16 protein-coding genes and 1 pseudogene are annotated in these 15499 nt (G+C 58.6%); 4 read left to right on the top strand and 13 right to left on the bottom strand.

The window, feature by feature from the left end:
- Positions 1–7 precede the first annotated feature (7 nt).
- Both ACKLKD_RS07245 and ACKLKD_RS07250 read right to left on the bottom strand, forming a co-directional pair.
- Positions 8–202 carry a hypothetical protein gene (locus ACKLKD_RS07245; RefSeq protein WP_023328596.1) on the bottom strand — a complete coding sequence of 65 codons (195 nt, stop codon included), beginning with the start codon at positions 200–202 and terminating at the stop codon, positions 8–10.
- Between the two features lie 4 nt (positions 203–206).
- Entirely contained in the window at positions 207–923 is a 717-nt protein-coding gene (locus tag ACKLKD_RS07250; RefSeq protein ID WP_025713177.1) for a hypothetical protein, read from the bottom strand.
- Between the two features lie 175 nt (positions 924–1098).
- Between ACKLKD_RS07250 and ACKLKD_RS07255 the strand changes: the two are divergent.
- A pseudogene (locus ACKLKD_RS07255) lies at positions 1099–1281 on the top strand (tautomerase family protein); the annotation flags it as partial.
- Between the two features lie 209 nt (positions 1282–1490).
- Here ACKLKD_RS07255 and ACKLKD_RS07260 read toward each other — a convergent pair.
- The 7 genes from ACKLKD_RS07260 to sad all read right to left on the bottom strand — a co-directional run bounded on the left by ACKLKD_RS07260 (position 1491) and on the right by sad (position 8666).
- A complete protein-coding gene (locus tag ACKLKD_RS07260; RefSeq protein WP_025713179.1) occupies positions 1491–1937 on the bottom strand; it encodes a GNAT family N-acetyltransferase in 447 nt (148 codons plus the stop codon).
- Between the two features lie 254 nt (positions 1938–2191).
- Complete coding sequence (locus tag ACKLKD_RS07265) at positions 2192–3643, bottom strand: tagaturonate reductase (protein WP_025713180.1); 1452 nt, start codon at positions 3641–3643, stop codon at positions 2192–2194.
- 113 nt (positions 3644–3756) lie between these two features.
- The gene (locus ACKLKD_RS07270; RefSeq protein WP_025713181.1) at positions 3757–4287 is read right to left on the bottom strand and encodes a GNAT family N-acetyltransferase; all 531 of its coding nucleotides are present in this window, start codon (positions 4285–4287) and stop codon (positions 3757–3759) included.
- Between the two features lie 77 nt (positions 4288–4364).
- On the bottom strand, positions 4365–5789 hold the full coding sequence (locus ACKLKD_RS07275) for a GGDEF domain-containing protein (protein ID WP_025713182.1): 1425 nt from the start codon (positions 5787–5789) through the stop codon (positions 4365–4367).
- A 114-nt stretch (positions 5790–5903) separates the two neighbouring features.
- Positions 5904–6272 (bottom strand): DUF4186 domain-containing protein, encoded by a 369-nt coding sequence (locus tag ACKLKD_RS07280; protein ID WP_025713183.1) that lies wholly within the window; start codon positions 6270–6272, stop codon positions 5904–5906.
- Positions 6272–7198: a glutaminase B gene (glsB, locus tag ACKLKD_RS07285; protein WP_080897378.1), complete on the bottom strand. Its 927-nt coding sequence runs from the start codon at positions 7196–7198 to the stop codon at positions 6272–6274. The genes ACKLKD_RS07280 and glsB overlap by 1 nt, the downstream gene beginning before the upstream one ends.
- 82 nt (positions 7199–7280) lie before the next feature.
- A complete protein-coding gene (gene sad, locus ACKLKD_RS07290) occupies positions 7281–8666 on the bottom strand; it encodes a succinate-semialdehyde dehydrogenase (protein ID WP_087805621.1) in 1386 nt (461 codons plus the stop codon).
- Positions 8667–8772: 106 nt separating this feature from the next.
- Between sad and ptrR the strand changes: the two genes are divergently transcribed.
- Positions 8773–9651: a putrescine utilization regulator PtrR gene (gene ptrR, locus ACKLKD_RS07295; RefSeq protein ID WP_023289635.1), complete on the top strand. Its 879-nt coding sequence runs from the start codon at positions 8773–8775 to the stop codon at positions 9649–9651.
- Here the strand turns inward: ptrR and ACKLKD_RS07300 are convergent.
- On the bottom strand, positions 9605–10087 hold the full coding sequence (locus ACKLKD_RS07300; RefSeq protein WP_025713187.1) for a GNAT family N-acetyltransferase: 483 nt from the start codon (positions 10085–10087) through the stop codon (positions 9605–9607). The two genes, ptrR and ACKLKD_RS07300, sit on opposite strands and share 47 nt — an antisense overlap.
- A gap of 145 nt (positions 10088–10232) precedes the next feature.
- On the opposite strand from ACKLKD_RS07300, the gene ACKLKD_RS07305 reads away from it, so the two are divergent.
- A complete protein-coding gene (locus ACKLKD_RS07305) occupies positions 10233–11177 on the top strand; it encodes an L-lactate dehydrogenase (RefSeq protein ID WP_025713188.1) in 945 nt (314 codons plus the stop codon).
- 11 nt (positions 11178–11188) lie between these two features.
- Here ACKLKD_RS07305 and ACKLKD_RS07310 read toward each other — a convergent pair whose 3' ends face one another.
- Genes ACKLKD_RS07310 through dtnK form a run of 3 tightly spaced genes read right to left on the bottom strand, consistent with a single transcriptional unit; the run spans position 11189 to position 14169 of the window.
- Positions 11189–11950 carry a DeoR/GlpR family DNA-binding transcription regulator gene (locus tag ACKLKD_RS07310; RefSeq protein WP_025713189.1) on the bottom strand — a complete coding sequence of 254 codons (762 nt, stop codon included), beginning with the start codon at positions 11948–11950 and terminating at the stop codon, positions 11189–11191.
- Position 11951: 1 nt separating this feature from the next.
- Entirely contained in the window at positions 11952–12938 is a 987-nt protein-coding gene (locus ACKLKD_RS07315) for a D-threonate 4-phosphate dehydrogenase (RefSeq protein WP_025713190.1), read from the bottom strand.
- The gene (gene dtnK, locus ACKLKD_RS07320; RefSeq protein WP_080897381.1) at positions 12931–14169 is read right to left on the bottom strand and encodes a D-threonate kinase; all 1239 of its coding nucleotides are present in this window, start codon (positions 14167–14169) and stop codon (positions 12931–12933) included. Before dtnK ends, ACKLKD_RS07315 begins: the two co-directional genes overlap by 8 nt.
- 174 nt (positions 14170–14343) lie before the next feature.
- Here dtnK and ACKLKD_RS07325 point away from each other — a divergent pair, with 174 nt between their 5' ends.
- Complete coding sequence (locus ACKLKD_RS07325; RefSeq protein ID WP_080897382.1) at positions 14344–15492, top strand: iron-containing alcohol dehydrogenase; 1149 nt, start codon at positions 14344–14346, stop codon at positions 15490–15492.
- Positions 15493–15499 lie beyond the last annotated feature (7 nt).

Consider the following 15499-nt stretch of genomic DNA (forward strand, 5'->3'; position numbering starts at 1 on the left):
TTTCATATCAGTTTTTAACTTTAAACCAAACAACAACGTGAAACCCAATGATTAATAAAACAAAAAGTCCTATTAAGTTAATGGCAATGTCAGGGAAAAGAGAGACTGCAATCATGCTAAATACAATGATTAATAATACAATGCCCCATCCCCATAAAAAAAGAATGAACTCTTCCTTTAACCATCTTTTCAAGAAATCCATCCATTCACCTCATTAATTTAATAAGTAATTCAGCAAGTTCATCATCGGAAATAATCATCGGATTTAAATAAGGAACTCCTGTGATGACAGGTTCGATGAGGAAGTACATCATCTCCAGATGGTTGGAATATAAGGCATTGTAATAAAATGAATTATGCCTTTTCAAATTGTCAGCGCTATTTGCGGCATCCTGAATCAATCCATATACGTTCAATACCACTGCGGTAGCAGTTACACTCCCTTTAAGGACTAATGACCTTGCCCTGTTGATACGCCCATATACAACTGTATTAAATCTGGAAGTCTGGCAAATCATGGTTGCTACTGCCATGATTAAAATCCGATTAGTTAATCCTGATGATGATATGTAAACTCCCGCGCTGACAAGCTTCTTGAGAATATATTGAGCTTTTTCTTCTTTTTTATTTTGAAAATAGGTTTCTATATATATTTTAATCATTTGAAAAATGATATCACGGTTTGTAAATAATTGCGCCAGCCCTGCAATAAATCTTGTGTCCTCTTGCTTTAACTTAGAACAAACATCCTGATAATTATCCATTAAGCAGGAAGTATAATACGAAGCACGGGTTATACCACTTCCCATTTGATTCAGTGTATCTATAACATTCTTTTTCACTCCAGCAAATGCTTCATCAAGTTTCAGCGCCAGGATATGCTCTGCCTCGATAGAGGTAATAATGAAATCCCTATAATACATAATCAGCCTCTTCCTTTATTAGACTATTCATTTTCCCAGCGCATATTTCTTACGGTGATCTGGCCTTTCAATATACGTATAAAACGATGATCTTGATAGTGATATAAATTTTTCTCTCTTGTTTATATTCACTCAAACCCTGTCCGGTAAAAATACCTCTGATAGCTTTTGTTGCGTGCTGTTTCATATTTTCGCCGGTAAACCGCGCAGCCGGGCGCAGAAACAGGGGCTTTATCGTCGGCTCTGTGCGCGGTTAGACGATGAGATGGCGGTCAGCCCGCAGGACGTGATGGTGGTTATCCAGTTTAACCAACTGGAGGACTGGAGTTTTAGCGGAGGGAAGATGGCAGGCGAATAAGGCAGGCGGCGCCGCATGAGGCGCCGCGGTTCAGGCGATATGTTTGCTACCAGGCAAGATGATGCACCAGCGAGAGATCCCAGGCCGTAGCCAATAGCGAAAGAAACATAATCAGATTGACCACTGTTTCCAGACGTTTTTCCATCGTTATTTCTCCTGAGCCTGTTCCCCCTGTTATAGCGGGAAAAGCTTAACAACTTCTTATCGCTTCAGGACGTCAGCGTGATCCTGTAGCGCACGTAATCGTCCGCCGGGGTAAATTCATCATACAGATGGCGAGCAGGATTATCGCGGCGGGTATGCCAGTACAGACGCGACCAGCCTTTGTCCGCCCCTTCGCTTTGTAATGCCTTAATCATGGTTCTGGCAATGCCTTGTCCCCTGAATGCAGGGTCGACGAACAGATCCTCAAGATAACAGATCGGTGTAGTGACCCAGGTTCCCTCATGCAGAACGCAAATCGCGAAGCCCAACACTGCGTCATCTACCACGGCCACCCTGCCCAGCAGCGGGGAGTTCATGTCCAACATCCGCTGCCATGTGGCTTCGGTCACCTCTTCCGGCTGCGGGCTGCCGTAAAAGCGGGTATAGCCTTCCCACAGCTGAAGCCATTCGGCTTTGTCGTGCGGCCGTATTTCCCGGATATCGATGACCATGCCAGTTTCCTTACAGATGAATGAATTAGCCTGCGAACATTGGCAGGAAATATGTGTTAAGGCCATTATTTTCCTGCGCAGATATTTGTTCAAGCGACTTCGCGGCAATTCTTGGTTTAGGGAGCGCGATTTGGCACTAAAAAGCCTTTTGCAGCGGGGCCGACAACCGGCTTAGTGAGAGCTATATAAAAGTATGTTGTAACTAATTAAAAGGCGATTCAACCCGGCCGTAGCCGGGTGAACGTGGTGCGCAATTAGCACAAAGGCTTGACGGCGTCGCGCATACCGCGGGTCAGGATAGCGTCAAGGTCAGTGGTGACCTGCTCCACCAGTCCGGGGATCTGGCTCAGGTCCTGCTCCCAGTGAGCCTCCACGCTGAGCACGGCGGTAACCAGCTCGCGGGTACTCATCTGGCCATCGCGATGGCGGGCCCACAGCGTTTGATAGCGGGTCATCCAGTCGGCATCATCCTGTACCGGATAGCTTTCACCCTGCCGCTCTCCCCGATAGAAGGCGATCAGCGCCGCGAGGGCAAAGGTCAGGCGCGGCGGTAATACCCCCTGCGCTTTCTGCCCTGCCAGCAGCTGCGGCAGAATACGAGTGCGGTACTTGGTCATGCCGTTAAGGGCGATAGAGAGCAACTGATGTTTAATATAGGGATTACGGAAGCGCCCGGTCACCGCGCTGGCGAAGGATGCCAGCTCATCGCGCGGCAGATCCAGCACCGGAATAATCTCGTCATAAATGGCCTTTTCGACAAACGCACAAATCTCCGCGTCGTTCATCGCCTCACCGACGGTGTCGATCCCGGCCTGGAAGGCCACCGGCACCAGCGCGGTATGCGCGCCGTTGAGGATAGCCACTTTGCGCTCTTTATACGGCTTGATATCGTCCACAATGCGCACATTGAGCGCCAGCTTATCGAGACGCAGCTCGGTCGCCAGCGAGGCAGGCCCCTGGATTACGAACAGGTAGAAATGCTCGGCGGTATCAAGGAAGGCGTCTTTATAGCCGGTCTGAGCCTCAAGGGCCGCTACTTCATCGCGCGGATAACCGGTCACGATGCGATCCACCAGCGTCGAACAGAAGGTGTTCGCTGAGGTCAGCCAGGCGATAAACGCCTGCGGCAGTTCCCATTCGGCGGCATAGCGTAGCACCAGCGCCTGCAGCGCCTCGCCGTTATAATCAATCAGTTCGCAGGGAATAATCACCCATCCCTTGTCGGCCGCGCCAGCGAAATGCTGATAGCGTTCAAACAGCAGACGCGTCAGTTTCGCCGGATAGCTGACCGGCGGCGCGTCGTCAAAACGATCCCCGGCATGATAGCTGATGCCCGCCTCGGTGGTGTTGGAGAAGACAAACCGCATCTGCGGATCGTGCGCCAGCTGTAAGAACGCGTCGAAATCGGCGTAAGCGCTGATCTCCCGGTTGACCGAACGGATCAGGCGCGCATCGCTGACCGCTTCGCCCTTCTCGTTCAGACCGCGAATAATGGTGGTGTAAAGGCCGTCCTGGGTGTTCAGCGACGGCGGAAAATCGGTGGCGATCGGCCGTACGACCACGATGCCCGCATTAAGGTCGGTATGCTCGTTGAGCAGGTCAATCTGCCAGTCAACGAATGCGCGCAGGAAGTTACCTTCTCCAAACTGGATGATACGGTCAGGGTACTGCGCGCCGGGGAAATCACGACGGTTTAAAGTTTTCACAATGGGTTCCCTCTAATAGTAGTCATACAACCTGAGTAATTGGTCCAATAACTTATCAGGTTTTTCTACCATTGAAACCCTGTTTTGATCAAAGCATTCTGCAATAGCGCCCGTCAGGGCAAAAACTTATAGAACAGGGAGGTGGCGGTCATCTCGCCGTCAGGCATCAGCGCATAGCGCGGGATTTCTCCTGCTTTTTCCCAGCCGCAGCGAACGTAGAACTGTTCCGCCCCGCTGCCGGTCGCCGTGTCCAGTACCAGCACCGTCTTTCCTTCCTGTCGGGCAAGCCGCTCAAGCTCAGTCATCAATGCCTGAGCGATCCCCTGTCGGCGGACATTTTGGTGAACCAAAAGTTTGGCGACATCCGCTCGATGGGGCTGGTTTTCCGGTTGACTGGTGATAAGTTGCACGGTGCCGACGGGACGTTCATCCGCGTCAACGGCGGCCAGCACGATGCGCTCCCCGGCGGCCACGCTGTCGGCAGTGCGTTGCCAGAACGTTTTAGCCGTTTGCGGCGCGAAAGGCAGCATAAAGCTCACCGAAGCGCCGCCGTTGACGCAGCTTGCCAGGATATCGCTTAGTGCTGGGAGGTGATGAAGAATATCGTCACGCGATAGCGTGCGCAGTGAAAAGGATGTGGTCATAAAAGCTCCCTGTTATCGACCACATCACTATGTTTTTAACCAATAATTAACACAAGCAGAATGGGTATAGGATTTTCTTATGGCGCGCTTTCGGTCAGCGTTGGCATACAGATACGGTTGCGGCCGGTCTGTTTGGCTTTCACCATCTCATCGTCCGCCGCCAGCAGTAGCTGATTAAACAGCTCGGTGATGCGGGCCTGTCCTACCTCGCGCGTCTCCAGTCCCATACTGATGGTCAAGTGAATAGGGTTTTGGCCCAGCCCGAAAGTCTGCGACTCCACTCCGTGACGGATCTTCTCCGCCAGTAAATAGCCCTGCTGGGTACTGTCGACGACCGCCGCCACCGCGAACTCTTCGCCACCAATGCGGGCCACCATCCCCTGCTCGCCCACCAGCTGTCGCACCTGCTGGGCAAACTGGGTCAGCACGCAGTCGCCGCCCTCATGACCCAGAGCGTCATTCACCCGCTTAAAGCCATCGATATCCAGCACCATCACCGTCAGCAGTTTATCCGCCGGCAGCGCCTGACGCTTCAGCGCTTCGCTCAGCCCGGAACGGGAATAGACGCGGGTCTGGAAATCAAAATCGGCGCGCAGGGCCAACTGTTTCACCAGCATGTTAATCGCCTCGACGCTGGAGGCGACAATCACCGGGCTAATCAGCATGGCCGCGATCCCCAGCCGGGTGGAGAACAGCTGCCACGGCTGCATTCGCGCATCCGGCGAAAGGTGGATTAACGAGTTAGCCACCAGCAGTATTTCGCCGATGCCGGTGAGAAAAGTCAGCAGGCAGGTCAGCGGCAGCGGATAGCGAACAGCGCACCAGATCAGGGCCGGTAACGGGAAGGTAATGCTGCCCGCGCCCCCCACCGCTACGCCAAGCGCAATCGACAGGACCAGCGCCAGTACCGGCAGCAGCTGGCGAAAGCGAAAGCCGCTTAATGCAGAAGGCAACGTCAGGGTCAGAATAAACGGCACGATCAGCACCGCCGTCGAGAACTGTTCGCTAAACCAGTCCGCCAGCTGGGGAATGAAGGTCGCGCGCTCAACGTCCACCGAACCCAGTGCGCCAACGGCCGCACACAGCAACGCGGCGAACAGGCAGAAACAGAATAAATTCAGCGCATTGATCGGGCCGGGCATGGAATCGGCGCGTCGTTTGTCCCACAGCACCAGCTGCGCCAGCGTCACAATAAAAACAATATTGGAGAAGTTAATTAGCAATGAGGCAAAGCCCATCCCCCAGCGCGAGGTTAATCCGTCATAAACCAGCATGGCTGCAAAACAGACGGCATAAAAATAGCTGCGGTTAAGCCATACGTAGCGCGCAAAAATCCCAGCCATTACTGCATTGAGCGGCCAGAAGAACGAAAGCTCCTGCACCAGACGCAGCATCGCGCCCAGAAAATGCAGCAGTAGTGTTAACGTAAATAAGACCAGTGCATCGCGCACGGGTTGTTCTTCACGAAACAGCGTAAATGACCGAATCGACAGTGAAGACATTCAGTAATTATCCGTCTAATTGTTTCAGGTAGTTATTATGTTAATAATTAGTTAGCGGATTATCATAACATGAGAATATTTATCAGGCATACTCCGGCGCCGATCAAATGCACATTACCGCACCGACGGGCCGTTCATCTGCAGCACCAGCCAGTGATGGATCACCTGCACAATATAGTGTTGTTCCTGTTCGCTCAGCGCCCGGCCGTGGGGAATGGCGTGCCATTTTTCCAGACAGCCGCGACAGCAGGTGGCGGTCGCATGCTGGGCGATAAATACCGGATGGCCGCGCATCGGCGTCTGCTTACCGTCGTTCACCGGTTCCGCGGGCGCCAGCCGCTGGCGAATAAAATCCGCCGCGTGCTGGTCGATGATCGCCGGCCCCTTATCGAGACAGTATTGCCGCTCTTTTACCCCCAGCCGAAAACGTGAACGAAACGTCGAGCGCGCCAGGCGGGCAAACAACCGATCCTGATTGTCCATCAGAACACCGACCTCCCCATCCGCTGAGTCAGTTTTTCCAGCAGCGCCACGCCGGCCAGCGAGTTCCCGGCGTCGTCAAGTTCCGGGCTCCACACGGCGATCGCCATCTCCTGCGGCACAATCGCCACAATCCCGCCGCCAACGCCTGATTTCGCCGGCAGGCCAACGCGCCAGGCGAATTCGCCGGCGTTCTGGTACATGCCGCTGGTCATCATCAGGGCATTCACCTGGCGGGACTGAATGGGCGCGATAACCGGCGCATCGAGATGCGGGGCGATACCGCGGTCGGCAAGAAACAGAAAGGTGCGCGCCAGTTCAACGCAGCTCATCTCCAGCGAGCAGTAGTGGAAATAGTTCTGCAGCACGGTGGCGACATCGTTATGGAAATTACCGAAGGATTTCATCAGCCAGGCGATGGCGGCGTTGCGCGCCGAATGCTCAAACTCAGAGCGGGCCACCACCGGATCGTAGGCGATATCGGCCACACCGCTCAGACGGCGGACAATCTCCAGCATCCGCTGGCGCGGGGCGCTGAGCCGGCTCTGCAGCATGTCGCAGACCACCAGCGCCCCGGCGTTAATAAACGGGTTGCGCGGTTTGCCCTGCTCGATCTCCAGCTGCAGAAGCGAGTTGAAGGGCTGGCCGGAGGGATCTTTCCCCACCCGCTGCCAGATCTCCTCTTCCTGATAGTGGTTCATGGCCACCACCAGGCTCAATACCTTGGAGATAGACTGGATGGAAAAACGTTCATGGGCATCGCCAGCGGCAAAGTGCTGGCCGTCGACCGTACTGATCGCGATACCAAGCTTGTCGCCGCTGACGCTGGCCAGCGCCGGAATATAATCCGCCACTTTTCCGCGGCCAATCAGCGGCCTGATTTCTGCCAGAATGGCTTCCAGCATTGCATTGTTGATCACCGTCGCCACACGCGGCTCCTTGCCCACCATCGAAATTTGGTGGGCGAGTATAGCAGACGAGAACGACGGTCGTCAGGGGGCGAACGATGTATTAGCGACGGTCTTTCCAGACGGTCTGCGCATTACAGAACTCGTGCAGGCCGAAATGCGACAGCTCGCGACCGAACCCGCTCTTCTTCACGCCGCCGAAGGCCACGCGGGCATCGCTGGCGCAGTAGCCGTTAAGGAAGACGCCACCGCACTCCAGCTCGCGGGCAAAGCGCTGGGCCTGCGCCTCATCGGTGGTATAGACCGTGGCCGACAGGCCAAACTCGCTGTCGTTGGCGAGAGCCAGCGCGTGGTCAGCGTCGCGAGCGGTGGTCAGGGTCGCTACCGGGCCAAACAGCTCCTGGCGAAAGCCGGTCATTCCGGCGGTAACGTTGCCCAGCACCGTTGGCGCATAGTAGTTGCCTGCCCCTTCGATTTTTTCCGCACCCAGCAGCAAAGTCGCCCCTTCATCGAGGGTCGCCGTCACCTGCTGGTGCAGTTCATCGCGTAGATCAAACCGCGCCATCGGCCCGACGTAGTTTTGCTCATCGCGCGGGTCGCCCATCTTCAGCGCCGCGACGGCATCGACGAATTTGCGGGTGAACGCGTCGGCAATGCCGGCTTCGAGAATAAAGCGTTTCGAGGCGGCGCACACCTGGCCGCTGTTCTGATAGCGACCGGTGACGGCAGCCTTCACCGCCTCATCCAGGTCAGCATCGTTGAGCACGATAAAGGGATCGGATCCCCCCAGCTCGAGGACGCATTTCTTCAGCGCCGCGCCCGCCTGCGCGCCAATCGCCTTGCCGGCACGGACGCTGCCGGTGACGGTCACCGCCGCGATGCGGTCATCGTTGATGATCTGCGAGACGCCGTCATTGGTGGCGTTCACCCAACCGAACACGCCATCCGGCAGGCCGGCGGCGGCAAAAATCTCGCCCAGCAGTTGGGCGCTGCCCATCACATTCGGGGCGTGCTTCAGCAGGTAGCTGTTGCCGGCCAGCAGGATCGGTACCGCGCCGCGCAGCACCTGCCAGACCGGGAAGTTCCACGGCATGACCGCCAGAATAGCGCCCAGCGGACGATACTCAATCACCGCCTGATTATTTTCCACCAGGGTGGCTTCGGTCGCCAGCATCGCCGGGCCGTGTTCAGCGTACCAGTCGCAGAGGTTGGCGGATTTCGCCACCTCGCCGCGCGCCTGAGCGATCGGTTTGCCCATCTCAAGGGTGATCATCTGGGCCACCTCTTCACCGCGGGCGCGCAGCGCGTCCCCGATGCGGCGCAGGGCGTCGGCGCGATCGGCGAGCGGCGTCTGACGCCACTGGCGATAGCCTGCCGCGGCGAGCGCGATCGCCGCATCAACCTCACTTTCGCTGGCCCACGGCAGCGAGGAGACCACCTCACCGGTAGTCGGATTGACGGAGACGGCGTGCGTTGCAGATAAATTCATCGTTATTCTCTCTCTCGTTGCTTGCGAAGTGACCGTATTCTGGCTTACCTTTCCATTCATTGAAAATGAATAATATTAAGCAACGCATTCACAAAAGAAGAATACTATGGACCTGACTCAGCTAGAGATGTTTAACGCGGTCGCCAGCACCGGCAGCATTACCCAGGCGGCGCAGAAAGTGCATCGCGTGCCGTCCAACCTCACCACCCGCATCCGCCAGCTGGAGGCCGACCTCGGCGTTGAGCTGTTTATCCGCGAGAACCAGCGCCTGCGCCTGTCGCCCGCGGGCCACAGCTTCTTGCGCTACAGCCAGCAGATCCTCGCCCTGGTGGACGAGGCGCGGATGGTGGTGGCGGGCGACGAACCTCAGGGACTGTTTTCCCTGGGTTCGCTGGAGAGCACCGCGGCGGTGCGGATCCCCACCACCCTGGCCCACTTTAATCAACGCTACCCGAAAATTCATCTGGCGCTCTCCACCGGCCCGTCCGGGACGATGATCGACGGCGTGCTGGAGGGGGCGCTGAGCGCCGCGTTCGTTGACGGCCCGCTGGTGCATCCGGGTCTGGAGGGGCTGCCGGTGTTCCCTGAAGAGATGATGATCGTTGCGCCTTACGGCCACGCGCCCATCGCCCGCGCCAGCGAAGTGAACGGGGCCAACGTTTACGCCTTTCGCGCCAACTGCTCCTACCGCCGGCATTTTGAGAGCTGGTTTCATGCTGACAGAGCGACCCCGGGCCGGATCCACGAGATGGAGTCTTACCATGGGATGCTGGCCTGCGTGATCGCCGGCGCCGGCCTGGCGCTGATCCCGCGCAGTATGCTGGAGAGCATGCCAGGCCATCAGCAGGTTTCCGCCTGGCCGCTGGCCGAAGAGTGGCGCTGGCTAACCACCTGGCTGGTGTGGCGCCGGGGCGCCAAAACCCGCCAGCTGGAGGCCTTTATAGCGCTGCTGAACGAAGATCGACAAACAGCGGTTTCTCCATAAACACGCTGAGCGGATCCGGCAGATACGGCGCAAACGCGCAGCGTGTCTGGTAGCCGTTGCGCGTATAAAGGGCAATCGCCGCATGCTGATGGATGCCGGTCTCCAGGCGCAGGGTATGGCAATCGCGCTGACGCGCTTTCGCCTCCAGCGCCGCCAGCAGTTTTTCCCCCAGCTGTTGTCCGCGGTGCTGCGGATCGATATAGACCCGTTTCATTTCGCCAAAACCTTCCTCACTGAGGACGATAGCCCCGCAGCCAACGGCCTCGCCCAGCGGGCTGCGGATCGCCAGGGCGATCACCGTCTGCGGCGGCAGCTGGCCGAGGTCCAGCAGATGGTTGCTCTCCGCCGGATAAAGTGTCTCCTGCCAGGCGTCAAGAGCGGCAATCAGGGCGGTAAATTCAGCGTCGGTGGCGGCGATGTCGGTGATGGTATACATAGGTGAGCTCCTTTTTTTACGCCACTGTAGCGCGGCCGGCGGCGCTTACCGGCATAGCATTAACTTATATTGTCGCCCTCCTCTTGCACTAACTCACTGAAACACAGTAACTTTATTGCCTGTCGTTCGTTTCTGAGACCACAACATGCACACTAAAGCCCGTAAAGTGATGATTATTGGCGCTGGCAACGTCGGCGCATCGGCGGCCTATGCCCTGCTCAATCAGAGTATTTGCGAGGAGCTGATCCTCGTCGACCTTAACCAGCAGCGCGCTGAAGCCCACGCTCAGGACCTGAGCGATGCCGCCGCTTACCTGCCGGGGATGATGACCATCTCCACCCGCGAGGCCAGCGACTGCGCCGATGTCGATATCGCGGTGATCACCGTCTCCGGCGGCGCGCTGCGCCCCGGTCAGAGCCGGCTGGATGAGCTGACCGCCACCGCGAAGATTGTGAAGAGCATTGTGCCGGCGATGATGGCGAACGGATTTAACGGCATCTTCCTGGTGGCCACCAACCCCTGCGATATCATCACCTGGCAGGTATGGCAGCTCTCCGGCCTGCCGCGCAGCCAGGTGCTGGGCACCGGCGTCTGGCTGGACACCACCCGCCTGCGTCGCCTGTTGGCGCAGGAGCTGGAGATTGGCGCCCAGAGCATCGACGCCTTTATCCTCGGCGAGCATGGCGATACCCAGTTTCCGGTGTGGTCGCACTCCTCGGTGTACGGCTCGCCGATCGCCGACCTCTATCAGCAGCGCACCGGCCACCCGCTCGATCGCGAGGCCATGGCCGAAAAAGTGCGTAAGCTGGGGTTTGAGATCTACGCGGGTAAAGGCTGCACCGAATATGGCGTGGCAGGCACCATCGCCGAGATCTGCCGCAATATCTTCACCGGCAGCCACCGCGCGCTGGCGGTCTCCTGCATTCTTGACGGCGAGTACGGGGTCAGCGGCGCAGCGGCTGGGGTGCCGGCGGTGCTGGCCCAGGGCGGCGTGCAGCAGATTATTGAACTGCGGCTGGCCGCCGAAGAGCAGGCGAAGTTCAGCCAGTCGATAGCGGTGATCAAAGCCAATATCGCTCGTCTGCCCTGACGACGTCCGGGTCAGTCGGCAATGATCAGCTGCGGGGAGAGGGTCAGCAGCGCTTCGCGGGTCTCTTCCGGCAGGTGGGCGTCGGTGACGATATCGGTCAACGACGCCAGCGGAGCAATGTTGAACAGTGACCAGGCGCCGTATTTCGAGCTGTCCGCCAGCAGAATCCGCCGCCGGGCATTGGCCATCAGATCCCGTTTCAGGGCGGCCTTCTCTTCGGTCGGGGCGGTGATGCCTTTCTCAAGGTCCCAGCCGTTGCAGCTGACGAAGGCAAGATCCGGCCAGATAGTCTGCAGCAGACGGCGGCCGTGATCGCCGATGCACGACTGGCTGCTGTCGTCGATGCGCCCGCCGATAATCGTCACTTCAATCTGCTTAAATTCCGATAAGAACAGCGCGATATGTAAATCGCTGGTGATCACCCGCAGCGGCAGATGGGTGATCTGCCGCGCCAGCTCAATCATGGTGGTGCCGGCGTCGAGCACGATAGCGTCGCCGGCTTTCACCAGCGCGGCCGCCGCGCTGGCGATCGCCTGCTTCTCCAGCGGGCTGCGCTGGGCTTTCTCCAGCGTCGTCGGCTGGGAAGGAATAAACCGATTCAGCGTCACCCCGCCATGCGTGCGACTGATCACCCCTTCCTGATCGAGTTTGATCAGGTCGCGGCGAATAGTGGCCGGTGAGGCGTTGGTCGCCGCCACCAGCTGGTCGACTGTCACCAGATTATGGCTTTTCAGGAAGTCCATAATCTGCTCTAACCGGTTATATCCCTTCATGTTATTCCTGCGCGATTTGCATGGCGAGCTCAATGGAGGTTGCCATGCTCTCAGACTTCGCTTTACCTGTCCAGGCAATATCAAACGCGGTGCCATGATCCGCTGAGGTGCGGATGAACGGCAGCCCGGCGGTGATATTCACCCCGTCATAGAACCCGAGCAGCTTCAGCGGGATATGCCCCTGATCGTGGTACATCGCCACTACCATGTCGTACATCCCTTCATGACACTGCATAAACACCGTGTCCGGTGGACAGGGTCCGGTGACCGCTATCCCCTGCGCCTGCATGGCGGCGACCGCCGGGGCGACGATGCGGATCTCTTCATCGCCAAACAAGCCATTCTCCCCGGCATGCGGGTTGACCCCGGCGACCGCAATGCGTGGACGCTGATAGCCGACGCGGCGCAAAAACCGATCTGCCACGCCAATCACCGTCTCAATCCGCGGCTGGTTGAGGGTATCGAGGAACTTGCGCAGGGAAATATGGGTGGTGATATGGATAACTTTAAGCTTCTCGGTATACAGCACCATGGCGTAATCGGTGGTCTGCGTCAGGTGGGCCAGCAGTTCGGTATGGCCGGGGAAAGCATGCCCCGCCAGATGAAGCGCCTCTTTATTCAGCGGCGCGGTGGCGATGGCGGCGACGGCGCCCTCCAGCGCGAGGGCGGTCGCGCGTTTGATGCAGCGAAACGCGAGATCGCCCGCCTGGGCCTGGACTTCGCCGGGACGCAGCTCCTGCGGGTCGCTGAGCGGTTCATCGATAACGTTAATCGTCGCCGGGGAAAATACTGCTTCGGCGGGATGGTCAATGATGCGTAGCTCCACCCGCGGCGTGATATTCAGCGCCAGGATCCGCCGCAGCGTCTGGGCACAGCCCACCACCACCACCGGTGCGCCGCTCAGCGCCCCCTCGGCGAGGGATTTAATAATAATCTCCGGACCAATACCTGCCGGGTCGCCCATTGTGACTGCAATCGTTTTAGACACTCAGTTTCTCCTCAATAAAATTCACAACATGTAACAGCGTGGTGTCGGTGCCGAATCCTCCGGCTTTGGTCATCACCGGCCGCGACCAGCGGCCACCGAGAAAATGCCCGTAAGGAACGCACTCCGCCACCCGGCCACGGATCTGGAACCCGCTGGCGCCGAGCGCCTGAGCCACGGCGATGGCCACATCGCCGCCGGAGAGATACAGGGCGCCAGGAGGGCACTGCGCCACCGCCTGCGCCGTAAGCGCGGCAAGCCAGCCACAAATGCGCTCGCCGTATGCGGCACGGCTCAGGCCCTGTTCACGGCACCGGGCTTCTATCCCCTGCCGGGCAGCGCTGTCCGGGCGGGTAGTCACCACGCAGTGCCGGCCTTCGCGCAGCACCCCGGCGATCCGCCGGGCCTCATCCTCAGACGAGCCGCTAAAGACCCGCGCCACGTCAATCTCAATCTGCCTCACCCGGGGGTGGGCCTGCAGGGCCGCAACCTGTCGCTGCGCCATCTCACTCATTGAACCGACCACCGCCAGCAGCGGCCCCTGCTCACTACGTCGCAGGCGGCGGGCCAGCGCCTCGCAGAGGCCCGCCGAGCCGACCAGCAACGTCTTGCGCGCATGGGGCGCGACGGCGTCGATCACCTGATCCAGGTGGCCGTCTTCCCAGGCATCGACAATCAGTACCCGCCTCTCCTCGTCAGCAGCCGCTAACGCCGCCGGAAGCTGCGCGGCGCTCAGCGAGCGGCACGGCAGCCGGCTCTGCATGGCGAGAATGCCGGCAATATCAGACCGGCTCACCGGCGTTTTCGGATCGCTGGCAAATTCAGTCTGATCGAGGGCTACCCCGCGGACATAACAGCGCCCGTCCCGGGTATGCCGCCCGGCTGCCGGATACGCCGGCGCCACCACCGCCACCCGACAATTCTGCACCGTCATCATCGCCTCCAGTTCGGCGCCGGGATTTCCGCGCAGCGTGGAGTCGATCTTCTTAACCTGCCAGTACGCAGTGAATGTCGCCGCACCGCGCAGCAGAGCGGTAACCTTGTCCGCCGCCGCGGCGGCGCTCATCGCCCGGCTGTCGCTGTTAAGAATTAATGCCCGCACGGAGGACGCCTGCCCGGCGGTAAATGCCACTTCCACCGCCATCCCTGCTTCTGCCAGGCTGACCCCGGCATCATTAGCCCCGGTAAAGTCATCCGCCAGCACCAGCACGTTGTTATTGCCGTCGTCGTTCATTGTCCTGCCTTGTGGTCGATGAAATCCTGAATTGATTATATTCAATCATATTTGATTAAATGTGAGCAAGCTCATGTTATTAACCTGCCGCATAAATTATAACTTTTCCCCACCAGACGAGTCCTGTGACTCATGAATGATTGAAAGTAATCAATTGCTACCAAGGAGAAACGTGTGGCGACGATACACAGTACGATTATCAGCGGGGCGGGCGCCTCATCGGCTCTGCGCCCGCTGCTGGCCGGTAAAACCTCTATCCTGCTGGTGACCGACAAGAACGTCGGGGCGCTGGAAGCAACCCAGGCGATCCATCGCCTGCTGACGGCTGAGGGACGCCAGGTCGAGGTCATTGACACGGTGCCGGCGGAGCCAAGCCATCATGATGTGGCGCAGATCGTCAGCCAGCTGGGCGCCAGCCAGCCACAGATGGTCGTTGGCATCGGCGGGGGGAGCGTGCTGGATGTGGCAAAACTGCTGTCAGTACTTCTGCACCCTGAGGCGCCCGCTCTGACGGCCCTGCTGGCCGGTGAGCAGCCGCAACGACGGCTCGGCTCATTGTTAATCCCGGCCACCGCCGGGACCGGCTCTGAAGCGACGCCGAACGCCATTCTGGCAATCCCCGAGCAGCAGACCAAAGTGGGGATCATCTCCCCGGTGCTGCTGCCGGACTATGTCGCCCTGCTGCCGGAACTGACCACCAGCATGCCGGCCAGCATCGCGGCGTCGACCGGCATTGATGCCCTGTGCCATCTGCTGGAGTGCTTTACCTCCACCGTCGCCAATCCGGTGAGCGACAACGCGGCGTTAATCGGTTTGCACAAGCTGGTGCGCCATATCGAGCGCTCGGTGAATCAGCCGCAGGATCTAACGGCAAAACTGGAGATGCTCTGGGCCTCGTGGTACGGCGGCGCAGCGATTAACCATGCGGGCACCCACCTGGTGCATGCGCTCTCCTATCCGCTCGGCGGCACCTGGCATCTGCCGCACGGCGTGGCCAACGCCATCCTGCTGGCGCCCTGTATGCGGGTGGTCCGCCCCCACGCGGTGGCGAAATTTGCTCAGGTCTGGGATCTGATCCCCGACGCGGATCGCACGCTCAGCGAGGAAGAGAAATCCCATGCGCTGGTCGCGTGGCTGGCGGCGCTGGTGAAACGACTGCCGCTGCCCGACAACCTGGCCGCGCTCGGCGTGCCGCAGGAGAGCATTCCCGCCCTCAGCGCGGCGGCGCAAAACGTCAAACGCCTGATGAACAATGCCCCCTGCAGCGTCAGCCGTGAAGAGATAGCGGCTATCTACCAGACGTTGTTTCCAGAACATGCCTAACAGGAGA

Origin of the sequence: Klebsiella sp. 10982, assembly GCF_048589245.1 — a bacterium.
Lineage (GTDB): Bacteria > Pseudomonadota > Gammaproteobacteria > Enterobacterales > Enterobacteriaceae > Klebsiella > Klebsiella quasivariicola.